Genomic DNA, 15,149 nt, shown 5'->3' with positions numbered 1-15,149 from the left:
ACCGAATGCCACATTGGGGCGCTTGAGCGGGTCGCCACCGCAGTGCCCCGCCGGGCACCGGCGCGCTGGCGCGTGTCCGTCAGGTGATGGCTGGGCCGGCGGCAGCCGGCGCCGGGCGAGAGGAGGCCGGGGTGACCGAATCATCGGCCCCGCTCACGAGACTCCCGGATGCGGCGCGCACGGCCGTGCGCGCGCTGCTGCTGGCCGAACTCGCGGCCGCGGGGAGACGGGCACGGGCCGCCGGCTGCCCGCCCGAGGTGCTGGCCGAGCTGTTCGACGCGCGCCGGCGTTTGGCGGCCGAGAGTGGCCGGGTCGAGCCGGCCGTGCGCGGGTGGTCAGCGGCCGAGGATGGCCAGGACCGTCGCCACGATCCGGTCGACCCGGGCCGGGTCGGCGAGTGCCGTGGCTAGCCAGTCCTCCCGGGCCGGCTCGGCGTGCGGTCCGCCTCCGGGCCCCGTTCCGTCGGTGCCGAACACCAGCCGGACCACCGCCTTGACCGCCCCCGACGGCTCCTCGCCGCGGTCGAGGCGGGCCTCGATCGCGCTCAGCGCCTGCTCGGCCAGTCCGGTGAGCCGGGCGTCCGCCACCTCGTGCGGCCCGACCAGCTCCAGCGCCGGGAGCTCGGCCGCGCTGTCCGCCGGCACCGGGGCGACCGGCGTCTGCTTGCGCCCGAGCGGGCGCTCGACGTGCTCGGCGTGCCACTGCGGCCGGGTCCGCATGGCGGCCAGCACCCGCCGCACCTCGCCGTCGAGCCGGTCGCGGCCGGCCGCCGGCTCGCCGGTGACCTCCGCGCGCCGCGCGGCCCAGCTGTCCATCGGCCACAGCTCCGCGCCCGCGGTCGACGGCACCCCCGCCCAGACCAGGATCTGGACGGCGAGGTCGCACAGCCACCGATCGCCACCCAGGGCGTCACCCAGCCAGGCCGGGAGCCGGGGTCGTTGCAGGGCCCCGAGCTCACCGCGCCGCCGCCGGTGCGCGTCGACCGTCGCCGGGTGCAGGCGGGTCGTCAGCCAGCCCTCGAAGTTGTCGATCCGGTCGGTGGCGCGCCGCAGCGCGTGCTCCACGACGGCTTCGACGTCGTCGTGGAAGCCGTCGAGGCAGCCGGGCCGCAGCGACTCGAGACCCCGGACGCAGTCCAGGTGACGGCGTTGGCGTTCCAGCGGCCGGGTGATCCGCGCGAAGACCAGCGGCCATGCCACGGCGTAGACCGCTCCGCGCAACCGGGTGAGTTCGCGGGGCGGGGCGGCCGAAGCCGAGCCGGCGAGCAGGCCGTCGCGGGCCAGCCGGCGCACCCCTGCGACGTCGGCCGGCCCGATCGCCGGGAGAGTACTGCCGGGCACCCTTCCTCCCCGATTTCTTTCGTGGACGGGGGAAATGATCGACCTGCCGTGGAACGGGAAAAGGCCGCTGCCCGGCCTAATCGCGCAGGAATTGGCCAAATACTGGCCACTCCGGAATCACCTGATCGGCGCAGCCGGGTCGAAGATCACCCGGAACTCCGTGTGACACAATCGGATTCCCATGACACACGAGGACGGCTTGCTCCGGGAACTCACCGCACTCCGGCGGGGCTGGGGGCTGGAAGCCGAACGGCTGCGCAGCCGCTTGGGTCCGATTGTTTCCAGCTGGTGCGAAATCCACCGGACGACGACCGACCGGGCGGCGCGGCGCGTTCTGCGCGAAGCGATTTCGGCCGCGATCGCGGAATTTCCGGCCGACGACCGGTTGGCGGTGAACATCGCGCTGGGCATTGTCCCCGGCGCGCAGCACGCGCTGCTCAGTGACCGGGTGAGCGTGCTCGCGGACCGGCTGCGTGTCTCCGAGCGCACGGCGCGGCGGCGCATCGACCGGGCGTTCGCCCGGCTCGCCGCCGAAATCGAAGCGAACGGGCAAGCCGACGATGGCGTGCCCGATCCGGACCGGGGCTGGTTCGTCAAGCGGTTCAAGGCACTCGTACGGCTGGACACCGCCGAGCCGGAGGTGATCGAGGAACGGCTGATCGTGGCGACCCGGGACGGGCTGAGCCGGATTTCCACGCGGTTCACCGTCCCCCGCACCGAGGACGGCGCCGACGGCGAGCGGCGGGTGGCCGCCGACGTCCAGCACGGCGTCCTGATCGGCGCCGGGAAACGGGTGGGGCAGCGGCACTTCCGCTGGCTGCTCGACCTGCCGCGGCCGCTGTCGCGCGGCGACTGCCACACGTACTCATTGGTGTTCCGGATCCGCGACGGCCGGCCGATCCGGCCGTCGTACACGTTCGTGCCGCTGGTGACCAGCGAGTCGTTCACCGTGCGGGTCCGCTTCGACCCGCGACGGCCGCCGCGGGTGGTGTGGCGGCTGGACCGCGTGCCGCACTCGGTGCTCGCCGACCCGGCCCAGCCGGGCCCGGCGCTGCCGCTCGACGGCGCGTGCGAAGTGGCGCAGGACTTCGCCGCGCCGCAGCTGGGGTACGCCTACGGGCTGCGCTGGCTGCCCGGCCAAAATATTCCTTGACGTGAATATTCTGCTGTGTGAATACTGGGTTCATGGACCGGATCGCAGCAGCACTGGGGGACACGGCGCGGTGGCGCATCGTCGAACTCCTCGCCGAGCGTCCGCGGTCGGTCGGGGAACTGGCCGAGCTGACGGGGTTGCGGCAGCCGCAGACCACGAAGCACCTCCAGACCCTCGCCCGCACCGGCCTCGTCAGCGTCTTCCCGCTCGGGCAGCGTCGCGTCTACGCCCTTGACGCGGAGCCGTTGACGGCGCTCGCGGGCCGGCTGCGGGAGCTGGCCGAGAACACCGAGGCGCACGAGGGCGAGCGGGACGTCGTCGCGCGGTACCGCGCCGCCATCGAGGCGGAAACCGCGGTCGCGGACCGGGATCGGTGGGCGGACGGACGCGGCTTCGCGTTCGAACGCGTGCTGGCCGTGCCGCGGGAGGTCGTTTGGCGGCACTGGGCCGATCCGGAACTGCTGGCTTCGTGGTGGGTCCCGCCGTCGATGACCATCACCGAGTGCGTCCTCGAGCCCCGGCCGGGCGGGCGGGTCGTGCTCGGTTACCGCGACGCCGACGGCGAGTACCGCTCGGAAGGGGAGGTCCGTGTCGCGGACGAGCCCGGGCGCCTCGTCTTCGACCTCGCGGTGCTGGGCACGGCGTCCTTCACCGGTCACTACGACCTCGAGCTCACCGCGGCCCCGGGCGGCACCCGGCTGCGGCTCGGCCTGCGCGTCACCGCGACGACCGTCGACGCCGTCCCCTTCATCGCCGGCATCGAAACCGGCTGGGGCCAGGTGCTCGACCACCTCACCGAAGTGCTCACCCAGGGAAAGAGAGAACCGTCATGACCGACTCGGCCGGCCGCAAGGTCACCGCGAACCTGAGCCTCACCCTCGACGGGCGCTACCACGGCCCCGCCGGCCCCGCCGACATGGGCGCGATCCTCCCGTACGCGACCACCGAGGTCGCGCGGAGCCACCTCGCCCGCATCTGGGAGAACGCGACGACGGCGGTGCTCGGGCGCCTCAACGCCGAGGGTTTCCTGGGCTTCTGGCCGACGGTCGCCGCGGACGAGAACGCCGATCCGCGCGACCGCGGGTACGCGAAGTGGCTGGTGGACGCGGAAAAGGTGGTCTTCTCGACCACGCTGACCGAGGCGCCGTGGGAGCGCGCCCGCGTCGTGAACGCCCCGGCCGCGGACGTCGTCACCGAGCTCAAGGCGTCGGGCTCGGGCGACATCCTGGTCAACAGCAGCGCGAGCGTCATCAAGCCGCTGCTCGCGGCGGACCTGCTCGACCGGCTGTACCTGATGATCTGCCCGGAGATCGCCGGCGGCGGGCCGCGCCTGTTCGACGACGGCCTGCCCGCGTCGAAGTGGCGGCTCGCCCACCACGAGACCGGCGAACTGGGGGAGACGGCCGTGGTTTACGACCGCGTCCGCTGATCGTAAGCTACTCCAGATACTCAGAACATCTGACAGCATCATCTGGAGCAGTGTGCGCATCCTCTTCGCCAGCCTCGCCTCGGTCGGCCACACCTACCCGCTGATCCCGCTCGCGATCGCCGCCAGGGACGCCGGGCACGAGGTCCACTTCGCCGCCGGGGAGAACGTCCACCCACCGCTGGTGCGCAACGGGCTCCGGCCGTTCCGTCCCGCGGACTCGTTCTACGAGATCTACGCCGAGGATCTCGAACCGGAACTGGCGCGGCTGCGGCCCGCACTCGTGGTGCACGAATGGGGACTACCCGGCGCGGCGGTCGCCGCGCGCCGTGCCGGGATCCCCGGCCTCTGGCACGGATTCGGCCGCCTGATCCCCGAAGGGATCGGGCTGCGGCTCCCCACCGCGGCCGCCGGCGCCCCCGACCGGCCGCACCTCGACATCTGCCCGCCGTCCTTGCAGGACAAGGACTTCCTCGCGACCGCCGAGCGGATCGTCCTGCGACCCGTGCCCTATTCCGAACCGGCACGGCCCGCCTGGCGCGTCGAACGCGGTTCGCGGCCCCTGATCTACCTGACGCTCGGCACCGCGTTCGGCACCCCGGAAGTGCTCACCACGGCCATCCGGGGCCTGGCGGCGCTCGACGCGCGGGTGGTGGTGGCCACCGGCCGGGTCCGCCCGGAGGAACTCGGCACGGTGCCGGGCAACGTGACGGTGCGGGCGTGGGTGCCGCAGGCGGAGGTCGTGCCGCACGCCGACGTCGTCGTGCACCACGGCGGCAGTGGCACGACCCTCGGCGCGCTCGCCGTCGGCGTCCCGCAGCTGATTCTGCCGCAGGGCGCCGACCAGTTCGCCAACGCCGAAGCGCTCGGCGCCGCGGGCGCCGCGCGGTGCCTGCTCCCCGGCGAACTGAGCGCGGACGCCGTCACCGACCACGTCCGCGAACTCCTCCCGCGCCGCGGGCCCCATCGCGACGCGGCCCGCGCGATCGCCGAGGAGATCGCCGCCATGCCGTCCCCGGACGACGTCGCGCGGAGCCTGCCGGAACACGCTCGTGGGGTCACGCGGTGATCGTGACGGGCTCTTCGGCCCGGATGGTGTGACGGCGACGGGCCGGGAGCATCGACGTCGGGTGGGAGACGCTCCAGGCCGCGGCCGTGCAGATCAGCTCCTTGATGCGGACGGCCGTCTTGCCGATGACCGCGGCCGGTTTGGTCTGGTCGTCCGGGGTCACCCACTGCATGATGGCGTCGCGCCGGCCGAGGCTGACGCACTGGCCGGTGTAACCGATCTTGTTCTCGGGGAGCTCGCGTCCGGTCAGGCGGGCGGCGATGGCGTCGGCCGCCAGGTAGGCCGTGGGAACGCCCGAGGCGCAGGACATCCGCAGCGGGGTGCCGTTCGCGCCCGGTGCGAGTGCGGCATCACCGACGGCGTAGACGTCCGGGTGCGAGACCGACCGCATCGTTTCGTCGACGACGATCTGCCCCGTCTCGGAGACCCGCAGAGTCGAGGCCGCGGCGAGGGGATGGACGGCGAAGCCCGCCGTCCAGACGGTCAGCTGGGCGGGGATCGCGCGGCCGTCGGTGGTGACCGCGCCGGCCGGCTCGACGCCCGCGATGCCGGTGTGCTCGTGCACGGTGATGCCGAGCCGGTCGAACGCCCGGCGCAGGTGGCGCTGGGCCTTCTCGCCCAGCCAGTCGCCGAGGCCGCCGCGGGAGGCGAGGGAGACCTCGAGGTCCGGCCGGGATTCGGCGATCTCGGTGACGGCTTCGATGCCGGTGAGGCCGCCACCGACGACGAGCACGGCTTCGCCCGCGGCGAGGCCGGCCAGCCGTGCCCGCAGCCGTAGCGCCGACTGCTTGCCGGCGAGGTCGTGGGCGTGCTCGGCGACGCCGGGAACGCCGCAGTCGGCGGCGATGCTGCCGAGGGCGTAGACGAGCGTGTCGTAGGCGATCTCGCCGGGGCCGCCGGCGTCGACGATGTCGACAGTCTTGCGTTCGGCGTCGACGGCGGTGACCCGTGCCAGCCGTACCCGAACACCTGTGCCCGCGAAGACGTCGGTCAGTGTGCGGGTCTTCAGGTCCTGGCCGGTGGCGAGCTGGTGCAGGCGGACGCGCTCGACGAACTCGGGATCGGCGTTGACGACGGTGATCTCGGTGTCGGCGGGGTGCAGCCGCTTGGCCAGGCGCCCGGCGGCGTTGGCTCCGGCGTATCCGGCCCCGAGAACGACGATGCGGTGCTTCATGGTCTCACTCCTGTCTGGCTGGTGTCGCTTCCTGAACCGGACAGCGGCACGAAACCTGACAGCAGCGGGCTGTGACCTGGGTCACCGGTTGTCGGCGAGCGGTTCCCCGTGTTCGGAGGTGGCCCACTGGCGCGTCGCGCGTTCGAGCTTGCCGGGGTTCGCCTGGGTGTGGACGGCCGCGATGCCGTCGGTGGTCACGTCCAGCGAGACGACGGCGGCGACCCGGTCGCCGACCGTCAACACCAGCGCGGGTACGCCGTTGGCGACCGCGGCGAACAGGACGGGCCGTCCGCCGATCATCTCCCACTTGGCCTCGCTGGGTTCGACCAGCGTCCGCAGGAACCTCGCCACCCGTAGCGCACCGCTGATCGGCCGCGGCAGGGAGAAGACCACGCCGCCACCGTCACCCGCGTGGATCGCGTCGTCGGTCAGCATCTTCACCAGTGAGTCGGTCCGGCCGCTGAGTGCCGCGGCGAGGAATTCCTCGACGATCTTGCGGGCCGCGGCCGCGTCGACCGCGACCCGGCGCCGGTCGGCGGCCAGGTGCTGCTTGGCACGCCGGTAGACCTGCTGACAGTTCGACTCGGTGAGGTCGAGCACTTCGGCGATCTCGCCGTGCGAGTACCCGAACGCCTCGCGCAGCACGTACACGACGCGTTCCTTGGCCGAGAGCCGTTCCATCAGTGTGAGCATCGCGATCGAGACCGACTCGCGCTGCTCGGCGGTCTCCGACGGACCGAGCATCCGGTCTCCCGCGAAGACGGGCTCGGGGAGCCACTGCCCCACGTACGTCTCCCGGTTGGCCCGCGCCGAAGTGAGCCGGTTGAGGCAGAGGTTGGTGAGCACCTTCGTCAGCCACGCCTCGGGCGTCTCGATGACTTCCCGGTCGGCGGACTGCCAGCGCAGGAACGTGTCCTGCACCGCGTCCTCGGCATCGTTCGCCGACCCCAGCAGGCGGTACGCGATCGCCTCCAACCGCGCCCTGGCCCCCTCGAACACCTCGACCTCGTGCGCACCCACCAGCATGGCTCGAAGTTAACCCATCCGCGCACAAGGCTTTCGCCGACGCTCCCGGAAATGCGCTCGGCTACCGAACTCCGGGCGGGGCAGCGGTCGCGGCCTGACGAAACACAACCCGACCTCACACAACCCGACCTCAGGCAACCCGACCTCACGCAACCCGAACTCGCCCCACCCAAGGTGACCACGGTTGGGGGTCCGGGGGCGAAGCCCCCGGGCGGGGTCTGGGGGTTGCACCCCCAGAAAGGATGACGAAGCGAGCGAGCCCGGCGAAGGCGCGAAGCGCCGAGCAGGGCTCACGAGCGTGGGGCGGGCGGGGCTCGAACCCGCGGCCAAGGGATTATGAGTCCCCTGCTCTAACCAACTGAGCTACCGCCCCCTGGCCCCGGCGCGCGGACTGCACGAGGATTTGCGCGTGCACACAAGACTCGGTTCGCTTCAAGTTATCACAGCGGCCATCCGGGCAGATCCGGTAGGCCGAACAGGTTGAAGTGCCTGCCGAGCGGCGCACGCTCGTCTAGGTTGCAAGGGCGTCACCGCTGACCGGAACGGCGGGAGGATGAGCGATGGTCACTGCTCCGCGGTCCACCCCGACCCGCCACCGGGCGATCAGGCTGGCGCTGCTCGACGCACTCACCGTCGGGGCGGGCCTGGGCTACCTCGCGCATCAGTACCGGGAGGCGCTCGTGGCGAATTCCGCGGCCATCGGCCTGGCTCTGCTCTTCTTGCTGGCGCTCGGGTACGTGATCCGCGCCGCCGCGCGAGTCCTGCTGCGAGCGGGTTCGCGCGTCGACGCCATCTTCGCGGAAGAGCTGCGGAAGAAGCCTTCACCCGGGCCCCGCTGACGGAAGCCGTTGGTGAGCAAGGCGAAAACCGCGGATTCCGCTCAGCTGCCACCGCCGGTGGTGGTAGTAGTGGTCGGCGTGTCGGGCGCGGTCGGCGTGGTTGGCGTGGTGAGAGGAGGGGGCGTGGGTGTGGGTGTGGGCGTGGGCGTGGTTGCCGGCGGTCGCGAGGTGGGGGTCGGTAGCGTGAACGTGGTCGGCGGTGCCGCGGCGGCGTAGGCCGCGTAGGTGAACCAGATCTGGCCGAACGTCTTCGGCGTGGTCTGCGAGAACATCGCCCGTACCTGGAAAGTGGTCGGGGTGAAGGTCCCCTGCACCGTGTTGAGCATGAACCCGTTGAACGAGTCCGGCGTGTTCGCGGACACGACGATCGCCTCCGGAACCTTGCCCAGCGTGTGCGTGACCGTGCAGAAGCCGCCGCGGTCCGTCACGCAGGTGGCCTGCGCCGCCTGGACGATCGGCGCCGGTGCCGGGCCGACGGCGGCCGACGCGCCGGCGAAGGCGACCGCGCCCGCCGTGACCACCAGCGCGCCGGCCAGTGCGGCCAGCGCGGTTCTTGCCTGGGTTCCCATGATGATCCTCCCCCTTGTGCCGCGACGAACCCGGAATCGCTTCGCCGGCCTCCGGTGTTACCGATCTCGATGTATCCCGGTTTGTACGTCCTCTGTACGCCGGCGCTGCAGCCTCACTCGCCAGAAGTCCGAACCTGGAGGCGAGTGTGCCGCACAATCCCGTCCCGATCATGACCGAGCGAGCGCTTTCCCGGCGGTCGCTGTTTCGCGCGACCGCCTTGACCGCGACCGCCGCGACCGCCACCGCGCTCGGGGTCGGCGCGGTGTTCGCCGGGACCGCGGCCGCCGGTGAGCTGCCGGCCTCCTCGCCCTACTTCGACATCGCCAAGCCCTCCTACGACCTGTTCCGCAGCAAGATGCTGCACGAATCGCACCACGTGATGCAGGGCTTCGCCTTCGACAACGTGAACCGCCGGCTCTTCGTCGTCCAGGCGCAGAACGGCACCTCCGGCGACGACCTCTGCGTCAACCAGCTCAGCTTCAGTGGTGAGCTGCTCGGCTCGATGCACCTGGCGCACGCCGGGCACGGCGTCTCCCTCGGCGTGGAGCCGGTCGGCACCGCGTCCTACATCTGGATGGAGTGCGACGCCGACGGGACCACCGGTGACGCCCGCGGCACCGCGCTGGCGCGCTTCAAGTTCGTCGACGGCGGCACCCCGTCGGTGAAGAAGTTCCTCACCGGCAGCAGGACGATCACCTGCGCCACCGACCCGGTGTACAAGCGGATCGCCGTGCGCCGCAGCGAAGGCGGCAAGATGTACTACAGCGTGTACCCGCTCGCGAGCGCCGCCGCCGGCGACTTCTCCGCTCCGCTGGCGCACTTCCCGCAACCGGCGCTGAGCACGTCGAGCGTCGTCTTCCAGGGCTACACGATCCTCGGCAACTACCTGTACACATTGGACGGTTCGGGCCACGCCGACGCCGCGGACATCGACTCGTACGTGACGCGGATCGACATGACCACCGGCGAAGTGAAGAGCCGCGAGCTGACGAAGGCCGGCTCGACGCTGGTGTACCGCGAGCCGGAGGGCATGGCCATCTACCGCACGGCGGACGGCGAAACCCGGCTGTTCCTCGGCTTCGGCTCGCGCAGCAGCCTGGACAACGTCAACCGCTACGCCAACATCTTCTACAAGAACGTCCTCGTGGGGTGAGCCAGGGCCGTGAATGTCGCATTGAGGGACTTGAAGTCCCTCAATGCGACATTCACGTACTTCGAGCGAAACTCAGGCGGGCACGAGGTCCCCGGCCGGCGACGCGTCGCGGGCGTAGCGGCGGGCCAGCGTCGCGCAGACGATGAGCTGCACCTGGTGGAACAGCATCAGCGGCAGCACGATCAACCCCACCTGCGCGGGCCCGAACAGCACCGTCGCCATCGGCAGGCCGCTGGCCAGGCTCTTCTTCGACCCGCAGAACACGAGGGTGATCCGGTCCGCGCGGGCGAACCCGAGCAGCTTCGCGCTCCACCCGGTCGCGGCCAGCACCGCCGCGAGCAGCACGCCGCACACCGCGACGAGCACCGCCAGCCGGCCGGCGTCGAGCCGGTGCCAGATGCCTTCGGTCATCCCGGCGCTGAACGCGGTGTAGACCACCAGGAGGATCGAGCCGCGGTCGAACAGCTTGAGCGGCGCGGACTTGCGCGTGATCCAGCCGCCGATCCAGCGCCGCGCCAGCTGGCCCGCCACGAACGGCGCGAGCAGCCGCAGCACGATCCCGAGCACGGCCGAGCCGTCGACCCCGGCGCCGTCGCCGGCGAGCAGCAGCGCCACCAGCAGCGGGGTGAGCACGACCCCGGCCAGGTTGGACAGCGACGCGGCGCAGATCGCCGCCGCGACGTTGCCGCGGGCGATCGAGGTGAACGCGATCGACGACTGCACGGTCGAGGGCAGCACGGCGAGGAACAGCACCCCGGCGGCGAGCTCGGGCGGCAGCACCGACGCCGGCAGCAGACAGAGAGCCAGGCCGAAGAGCGGGAACAGGACGAACGTCGCGGCGAGCACCACCGCGTGCAGCCGCCAGTGCCGCAGCCCGTCGAGCGCCTCCTCGGTGGACAGCCGGGCGCCGTACAGGAAGAACAGCACTCCGACGGCGACGGTGGTGGCGGTGCCGAACCCGGCGGCCACCTCACCGGAGGCGGGCAGCAGAGTGGCGACCCCGACGGTGGCGAGGAGGGCGAGGACGAACGGGTCGAGCCGGAACCGGGACATGGATCTCCTTCCACGGCCATTCTCGGCGACGCCACATTCATTGTGAACCTCGATGACCGGACTGACTGTTATCGCCGATCGCGATAAGGTGAACGTGTGCTGGACCCGCGGCTGTGCCGTTCGTTCCTCGCCGTCGCCGAGACGCGCAGCTTCACCGCGGCCGCGCGGCGGCTCGGTGTCGGCCAGCCCACCGTCAGCCAGCACGTCCGGCGCCTCGAGCGCGACGCGGGCGGGCTGCTCTTCGCCCGTGACACCCACACCGTCGAGCTCACCGCGCGCGGGCAGGCGATGCTCGGCTTCGCGCAGACCGTCGTGGACACCGAGGAACGCGCGGAGCGCCACTTCCGCGGCGCCGAGTTGCGTGGCCGCGTGCGCTTCGGCGTTTCGGAGGACTTCGCGCTCGGCGACCTGCCGGAGATCCTGCGCCGGCTACGCCGCAGCCACCCGCTGGTGGACGTCGAGCTGACCGTCGAGCTGTCGGACGTCCTGGCCCAGCGGCTGCGCGCCGGGCAGCTGGACCTGGTGCTGGGCAAGCGCCGCCCGGGCACGCACCGCGGCCGGCTGCTCTGGCGGGAGCCCCTGGTCTGGATCGGCTCGGCGGCGACGGCCCTGGAGCCCGGCCGGCCGGTGCCGCTGGTGCAGTACCCGATGCCGTCGATCACGCGGCAGCTGGCCGTGGAATGCCTGGAGCGCGCCGGCCTGGAATGGCGGGCCGCGTGTCAGACGTCGAGCCTCACCGGCCTGCGGGCCGCGGCGGCGGCCGGGCTGGGCGTCACCCTGCACGCGCGCAGCCTGGTGCCGGCCGACCTGGTCGAGCTCGACGGCCTGCCCGAGCCCGGGGACATCGAGTTCATGCTGCTGGCCCGCGAGTCGATCGAAGGGCCGGCGGCGGCGCTGGCGGAGTTCGTCCTCGACCGCGTGGGCCGCTGATCAGTCGTCGCTGGTCAACAGCCGGCGCAGGCGGCCGAGCGCGCGGTGCTGGGCCACCCGGACGGCGCCGGGTGTCGAGCTCACCGCGGCGGCGGTCTCCTCCGCGGAGAGCCCGACGACCACCCGCAGCACGACGATCTCGCGCTGTTTCGCGGGGAGGACATCGAGCAGCCGGGCCAGCTGCCCGTTCAGCTCGAACCGCAACGTCCGCTGCTCGGGCCCGTCGGCTTCGGAGACGCCGTCGGGCACGTCGGGCACCGGGTCGGCGCGGTTGCGGGCCGCGGCGCGGTGCGCGTCGGCGACCTTGTGCTGGGCGATGCCGTAGACGAACGCGAGGAACGGGCGGCCCTGGTCGCGGTAGGACGGCAGCGAGGTGAGCACGGCGAGGCACACCTCCTGGGCGACGTCGTCGGCCGAGGCGAACGTCCGCTCGTTCCGGCCGACGCGGGCCCGGCAGTAGCGCACGACCAGCGGCCGGATGGTGGCGAGCAGGCGGGCCGTCGCGGCCTCGTCACCGGCGATCGCGTCGGCGACCGGCTCGTCGTGCCGCCGCCAGTGGGCCGGGAAGGCCTCCGCGGGCTGCGTCGCGGCGATCTCCCGGACCAGCGCCCGGCTGCGCACCCGAATCAGGGCGCCCTCCACGTCGAGGCCGGCGCGCAGCGAGTCGTGCAGCGCGGCGTTGGACTCCCGCAGCAGCTCGGTGATCGCCCGATCCCCGTACTCGGTTGCCGGCATTCTGCTCACCTTTCCCTGTCCCGCTGGCGTTCGGGTTGCGCGACCCGGTGGCGCCGGAGCCGTTCCCGCACGTGGCGGAGGTTGGACCGGACGGTCGCGGGGGCGATCCGCAGCGCCTCCGCGATCTGGGCGGGCGTGAACCCGTCGAGGGACCACGCCAGGACCAGCCGCTGCTGGCCCGGGAGCGACGCGAGAAGGCCGATGAGGCCCGCGTGCCGGTCGACGAGGGCGGCCAGTGCTTCGTCGTCGTGCGGGTCGCCCGCCAGGGACCAGTCGGCGCGCGCGTCGCTCGCCGCGCCGAGCAGCCGCCCGGCGGCCCGGCGGACCCAGGCGCGGGGGTCGTCCAGGTCCGGCCACGCCTCCAGGGCGTGCAGCATCGCTTCGGCGGCGACGTCGCGGGCGGTTCCGACCTCGAACCCCGCTTTGCACAGGAACGCCACGAGCTGGGGGAAGTCGGCGCGGAAGAACGCGTCGAACCCCTCGTGACCGCACACGGACCCCTCACCGCCCCTCGCCTCCACAAGGACAGGTGCACTGAAGTGACCGCTACGTGTAACGATTCGGTCAAGACTGCTCGGGAGGAGTAATGGACTGCGCCGCACTGGTGACGCGTCGTTACGAGTGACGGCGGAGATGTCGGGTACCCGGACTTGGTGACCCACCGAGACGCGATCCAGCGACCGCTCCGGTGCGCCGCGCGGCCGGCGCCCGGTGAGCCCGTCGGCGACCGAAGACGCGCGGGCGTGTGAACGGCGGATTCCGGTCGCGGCGCGGTGCCCGCGGAAGGTGTCACGGCTCGGCGTGGAGATCTTCGCCGGGGCTGGCCCGGTGCGGGCGCGCCCGGGTCGCAAAGCCTTGCGGGGCACCGCTGAGCCCGGCCCGCTGACGCGGTCCGAGCCTGCGCGGCGGCGGCGGGCGGCGGCCCCGGGCGGGGCGCGCTGGAGCGCGATCTCGCCGATCGGGGTGACGTGATCGACATCGAGATCCCGGGAAGGAAGGCGTACTCTCGTGTGTTGCAGTCTTGGTTGCCCGGAGGGTGAGCCGGGGACCGAAGCCAAAACCCCCTTGACCCAGGCGGATGCGTTCGCGCGCCCGTCGCGGTTAAGTCGGTTGACGCGCCCCAACAATGGGAAACAGGAAGATTGAGGAGGTGAACGAAGGAATGGAAGCCACGATGACGGGCTGGGCGGAACTCGCGGCCTGCAAGGACGAGGACCCGGAACTGTTCTTCCCGATCTCCGAGGTCGGCCCCGGCGCCCGGCAGACGGCACAGGCGAAGGCCGTGTGCGCGCGCTGCCCGGTGCGCGCCGAATGCCTCGGCTACGCGCTCGACAACGGCCTGGACCACGGCGTCTTCGGCGGCATCACCGCGGACGAACGCCGCCGGCTGGTGCGCAGCGCGCCGCAGCGGCACCGGGCTGCCTGACCGCCGTCCGGTGTCCTCTTCCCGGCGGCCTCGAGCAAAACACGAAACCGGAGAAATTCGATTCCGGAAGCGTGTGTGCCCGGGCAGGTGATTCTTTCGGGAATCGCCTGCCCGGGTTTTTTGCCGTCTTCGCCGGGGCGGGAGTATCCGCGCCATTACCCGCAGTTGAGCCGCGCGGGTTCCGCCGCGGCCGGGTCGCCCACCGTCCACTCGGCACGGCGCGCGGGCAACCGCTCACGCAACGTCGCGTGGGCTCGCTGGAGTGCGCTGTTCGCCGCCGTGACGCTCGTCTCCAACGAGCGTCGCGAAGTCCAGTGCGCCACCCACTCCGGCAAGCTGGCGCACCCCGGCTGGGAGACTGCGTTGAAACCGGGGCTCCGCCCCCGGGACCCCCGAACGAGAGAGTGCTGCGGTGAACGGAACGGTGCTGGTGCTCGGCGGACGCAGTGAGATCGGGCTGGCCGTGGCGAAACGCCTGGTCAGCGAGGACACGCGCCGGTTCGTGCTGGCCGCGCGGCCGGGCGCGGACCTGACCGCGGAGGTCGCCGCGCTGCGCGAAGCCGGCGCCGAAACCGTCGAAACCGCCGAGTTCGACGCCGACGACCTCGCCGCGCACGGCCCCTTCCTGGCGAAGGTGGCGGCCGAGCACGGTCCGCTGGACGTCGTCGTGCTGGCCTTCGGCGTCCTCGGCGACCAGGCGCGCGCCGAAGCCGATGCCGCCCACGCCGCCGCGATCGTGCACACCGACTACGTCGCGCAGGTCGGCGTGCTGACCCACGCCGCGAACCTCCTGCGCGCGCAGGGGCACGGCCGCCTGGTCGTGTTCTCGTCCGTGGCCGGGGTGCGCGTGCGCCGCGCGAACTACGTCTACGGCTCGGCCAAGGCCGGTCTCGACGGCTTCGCGAGCGGCCTCGCCGACGCGCTGTGGGGCTCCGGCGTCCACCTGCTCCTGGTCCGCCCCGGCTTCGTGATCGGCCGGATGACCGAAGGCATGTCGCCGGCGCCGTTCTCCAGCACCCCGGACCAGGTGGCCGAGGCGACGGTCGCCGCGCTGCGACGCGGCCGCGGCGTCGTCTGGGTGCCCGGGATACTCCGTCCGGTCTTCTTCGGAATGCGCTTGCTGCCGCGCGCGATCTGGCGCAGGTTGCCGCGGTAGCACGGTGGCTGTGTCCGGCCCCACAGTCCATTCCGGTACGCGTGCCGGTACTTTCCGTCGCGAAAACCGGTCGATCGGCTCGAACCGCCTCGGCCGATC

17 protein-coding genes, 1 tRNA gene and 1 pseudogene are annotated in these 15,149 nt (G+C 72.3%); 10 read left to right on the top strand and 9 right to left on the bottom strand.

Annotated elements, in window-relative coordinates:
* The first annotated feature begins 131 nt into the window (after positions 1-131).
* On the top strand, positions 132-410 hold the full coding sequence (locus AB0M82_RS03285; protein WP_364717231.1) for a hypothetical protein: 279 nt from the start codon (positions 132-134) through the stop codon (positions 408-410).
* Here the strand turns inward: AB0M82_RS03285 and AB0M82_RS03280 are convergent.
* Positions 336-1,340: a hypothetical protein gene (locus AB0M82_RS03280; RefSeq protein WP_364717229.1), complete on the bottom strand. Its 1,005-nt coding sequence runs from the start codon at positions 1,338-1,340 to the stop codon at positions 336-338. The genes AB0M82_RS03285 and AB0M82_RS03280 overlap by 75 nt on opposite strands.
* A 181-nt stretch (positions 1,341-1,521) precedes the next feature.
* Here AB0M82_RS03280 and AB0M82_RS03275 point away from each other — a divergent pair, with 181 nt between their 5' ends.
* Genes AB0M82_RS03275 through AB0M82_RS03260 form a run of 4 tightly spaced genes read left to right on the top strand, consistent with a single transcriptional unit; the run spans position 1,522 to position 4,988 of the window.
* A complete protein-coding gene (locus AB0M82_RS03275; protein ID WP_364717226.1) occupies positions 1,522-2,493 on the top strand; it encodes a hypothetical protein in 972 nt (323 codons plus the stop codon).
* A gap of 32 nt (positions 2,494-2,525) precedes the next feature.
* Positions 2,526-3,326: a metalloregulator ArsR/SmtB family transcription factor gene (locus tag AB0M82_RS03270; RefSeq protein ID WP_364717223.1), complete on the top strand. Its 801-nt coding sequence runs from the start codon at positions 2,526-2,528 to the stop codon at positions 3,324-3,326.
* Positions 3,323-3,922 carry a dihydrofolate reductase family protein gene (locus tag AB0M82_RS03265; protein ID WP_364717220.1) on the top strand — a complete coding sequence of 200 codons (600 nt, stop codon included), beginning with the start codon at positions 3,323-3,325 and terminating at the stop codon, positions 3,920-3,922. Before AB0M82_RS03270 ends, AB0M82_RS03265 begins: the two co-directional genes overlap by 4 nt.
* 52 nt (positions 3,923-3,974) lie before the next feature.
* Positions 3,975-4,988 (top strand): nucleotide disphospho-sugar-binding domain-containing protein, encoded by a 1,014-nt coding sequence (locus tag AB0M82_RS03260; protein WP_364717217.1) that lies wholly within the window; start codon positions 3,975-3,977, stop codon positions 4,986-4,988.
* Here the strand turns inward: AB0M82_RS03260 and AB0M82_RS03255 are convergent.
* The 3 genes from AB0M82_RS03255 to AB0M82_RS03245 form a co-directional block, all read right to left on the bottom strand.
* Positions 4,978-6,162: an FAD-dependent oxidoreductase gene (locus AB0M82_RS03255; RefSeq protein WP_364717215.1), complete on the bottom strand. Its 1,185-nt coding sequence runs from the start codon at positions 6,160-6,162 to the stop codon at positions 4,978-4,980. The two genes, AB0M82_RS03260 and AB0M82_RS03255, sit on opposite strands and share 11 nt — an antisense overlap.
* A gap of 81 nt (positions 6,163-6,243) precedes the next feature.
* On the bottom strand, positions 6,244-7,188 hold the full coding sequence (gene sigJ / locus AB0M82_RS03250) for an RNA polymerase sigma factor SigJ (protein WP_364717212.1): 945 nt from the start codon (positions 7,186-7,188) through the stop codon (positions 6,244-6,246).
* A 299-nt stretch (positions 7,189-7,487) separates the two neighbouring features.
* A tRNA-Ile gene (locus AB0M82_RS03245) sits at positions 7,488-7,561 on the bottom strand.
* 187 nt (positions 7,562-7,748) lie between these two features.
* Here AB0M82_RS03245 and AB0M82_RS03240 point away from each other — a divergent pair.
* Positions 7,749-8,027, top strand: coding sequence for a hypothetical protein (locus AB0M82_RS03240; protein ID WP_364717209.1), 279 nt, complete (start codon positions 7,749-7,751; stop codon positions 8,025-8,027).
* Positions 8,028-8,068: 41 nt separating this feature from the next.
* Here AB0M82_RS03240 and AB0M82_RS03235 read toward each other — a convergent pair whose 3' ends face one another.
* Positions 8,069-8,596 (bottom strand): hypothetical protein, encoded by a 528-nt coding sequence (locus AB0M82_RS03235; RefSeq protein ID WP_364717206.1) that lies wholly within the window; start codon positions 8,594-8,596, stop codon positions 8,069-8,071.
* Between the two features lie 170 nt (positions 8,597-8,766).
* On the opposite strand from AB0M82_RS03235, the gene AB0M82_RS03230 reads away from it, so the two are divergent.
* Entirely contained in the window at positions 8,767-9,750 is a 984-nt protein-coding gene (locus AB0M82_RS03230; RefSeq protein WP_364717203.1) for a teichoic acid biosynthesis protein C, read from the top strand.
* A 72-nt stretch (positions 9,751-9,822) separates the two neighbouring features.
* Here AB0M82_RS03230 and AB0M82_RS03225 read toward each other — a convergent pair whose 3' ends face one another.
* The gene (locus AB0M82_RS03225; protein WP_364717200.1) at positions 9,823-10,803 is read right to left on the bottom strand and encodes a bile acid:sodium symporter family protein; all 981 of its coding nucleotides are present in this window, start codon (positions 10,801-10,803) and stop codon (positions 9,823-9,825) included.
* A gap of 96 nt (positions 10,804-10,899) precedes the next feature.
* Between AB0M82_RS03225 and AB0M82_RS03220 the strand changes: the two genes are divergently transcribed.
* Positions 10,900-11,733 carry a LysR substrate-binding domain-containing protein gene (locus tag AB0M82_RS03220; protein WP_364717198.1) on the top strand — a complete coding sequence of 278 codons (834 nt, stop codon included), beginning with the start codon at positions 10,900-10,902 and terminating at the stop codon, positions 11,731-11,733.
* Here the strand turns inward: AB0M82_RS03220 and shbA are convergent, their stop codons facing one another.
* Positions 11,734-12,327 carry an RNA polymerase sigma factor ShbA gene (gene shbA / locus AB0M82_RS03215; RefSeq protein ID WP_364717532.1) on the bottom strand — a complete coding sequence of 198 codons (594 nt, stop codon included), beginning with the start codon at positions 12,325-12,327 and terminating at the stop codon, positions 11,734-11,736.
* Positions 12,328-12,473: 146 nt separating this feature from the next.
* Positions 12,474-12,962 carry a sigma-70 family RNA polymerase sigma factor gene (locus AB0M82_RS03210; RefSeq protein ID WP_364717195.1) on the bottom strand — a complete coding sequence of 163 codons (489 nt, stop codon included), beginning with the start codon at positions 12,960-12,962 and terminating at the stop codon, positions 12,474-12,476.
* A 668-nt stretch (positions 12,963-13,630) separates the two neighbouring features.
* Here AB0M82_RS03210 and AB0M82_RS03205 point away from each other — a divergent pair.
* Positions 13,631-13,894 (top strand): WhiB family transcriptional regulator, encoded by a 264-nt coding sequence (locus AB0M82_RS03205; protein ID WP_364717531.1) that lies wholly within the window; start codon positions 13,631-13,633, stop codon positions 13,892-13,894.
* Positions 13,895-14,085: 191 nt separating this feature from the next.
* Here AB0M82_RS03205 and AB0M82_RS03200 read toward each other — a convergent pair.
* Positions 14,086-14,190: pseudogene (locus tag AB0M82_RS03200) on the bottom strand (RNA polymerase subunit sigma-70); the annotation flags it as partial.
* Positions 14,191-14,306: 116 nt separating this feature from the next.
* Between AB0M82_RS03200 and AB0M82_RS03195 the strand changes: the two are divergent.
* Positions 14,307-15,050, top strand: a complete 744-nt coding sequence (locus AB0M82_RS03195) for an SDR family NAD(P)-dependent oxidoreductase (RefSeq protein ID WP_364717193.1) — start codon at positions 14,307-14,309, stop codon at positions 15,048-15,050.
* Positions 15,051-15,149: the final 99 nt, after the last annotated feature.

The organism is Amycolatopsis sp. NPDC051128, from assembly GCF_040682715.1.
Taxonomy (GTDB): domain Bacteria; phylum Actinomycetota; class Actinomycetes; order Mycobacteriales; family Pseudonocardiaceae; genus Amycolatopsis.
Note: the sequence above shows the minus strand (reverse complement) of the source record. Positions and strands in the feature narration are given on the sequence as shown.

Bases quoted from the DNA above. Each gene is read 5' to 3' on its own strand.
- AB0M82_RS03275 (WP_364717226.1), top strand. From the start codon at position 1,522: ATGACACACGAGGACGGCTTGCTCCGGGAACTCACCGCACTCCGGCGG.
- AB0M82_RS03270 (WP_364717223.1), top strand. From the start codon at position 2,526: ATGGACCGGATCGCAGCAGCACTGGGGGACACGGCGCGGTGGCGCATC.
- AB0M82_RS03265 (WP_364717220.1), top strand. From the start codon at position 3,323: ATGACCGACTCGGCCGGCCGCAAGGTCACCGCGAACCTGAGCCTCACC.
- AB0M82_RS03255 (WP_364717215.1), bottom strand. From the start codon at position 6,162: ATGAAGCACCGCATCGTCGTTCTCGGGGCCGGATACGCCGGAGCCAAC.
- sigJ (WP_364717212.1), bottom strand. From the start codon at position 7,188: ATGCTGGTGGGTGCGCACGAGGTCGAGGTGTTCGAGGGGGCCAGGGCG.
- AB0M82_RS03240 (WP_364717209.1), top strand. From the start codon at position 7,749: ATGGTCACTGCTCCGCGGTCCACCCCGACCCGCCACCGGGCGATCAGG.
- AB0M82_RS03235 (WP_364717206.1), bottom strand. From the start codon at position 8,596: ATGGGAACCCAGGCAAGAACCGCGCTGGCCGCACTGGCCGGCGCGCTG.
- AB0M82_RS03230 (WP_364717203.1), top strand. From the start codon at position 8,767: ATGACCGAGCGAGCGCTTTCCCGGCGGTCGCTGTTTCGCGCGACCGCC.
- AB0M82_RS03225 (WP_364717200.1), bottom strand. From the start codon at position 10,803: ATGTCCCGGTTCCGGCTCGACCCGTTCGTCCTCGCCCTCCTCGCCACC.
- AB0M82_RS03205 (WP_364717531.1), top strand. From the start codon at position 13,631: ATGGAAGCCACGATGACGGGCTGGGCGGAACTCGCGGCCTGCAAGGAC.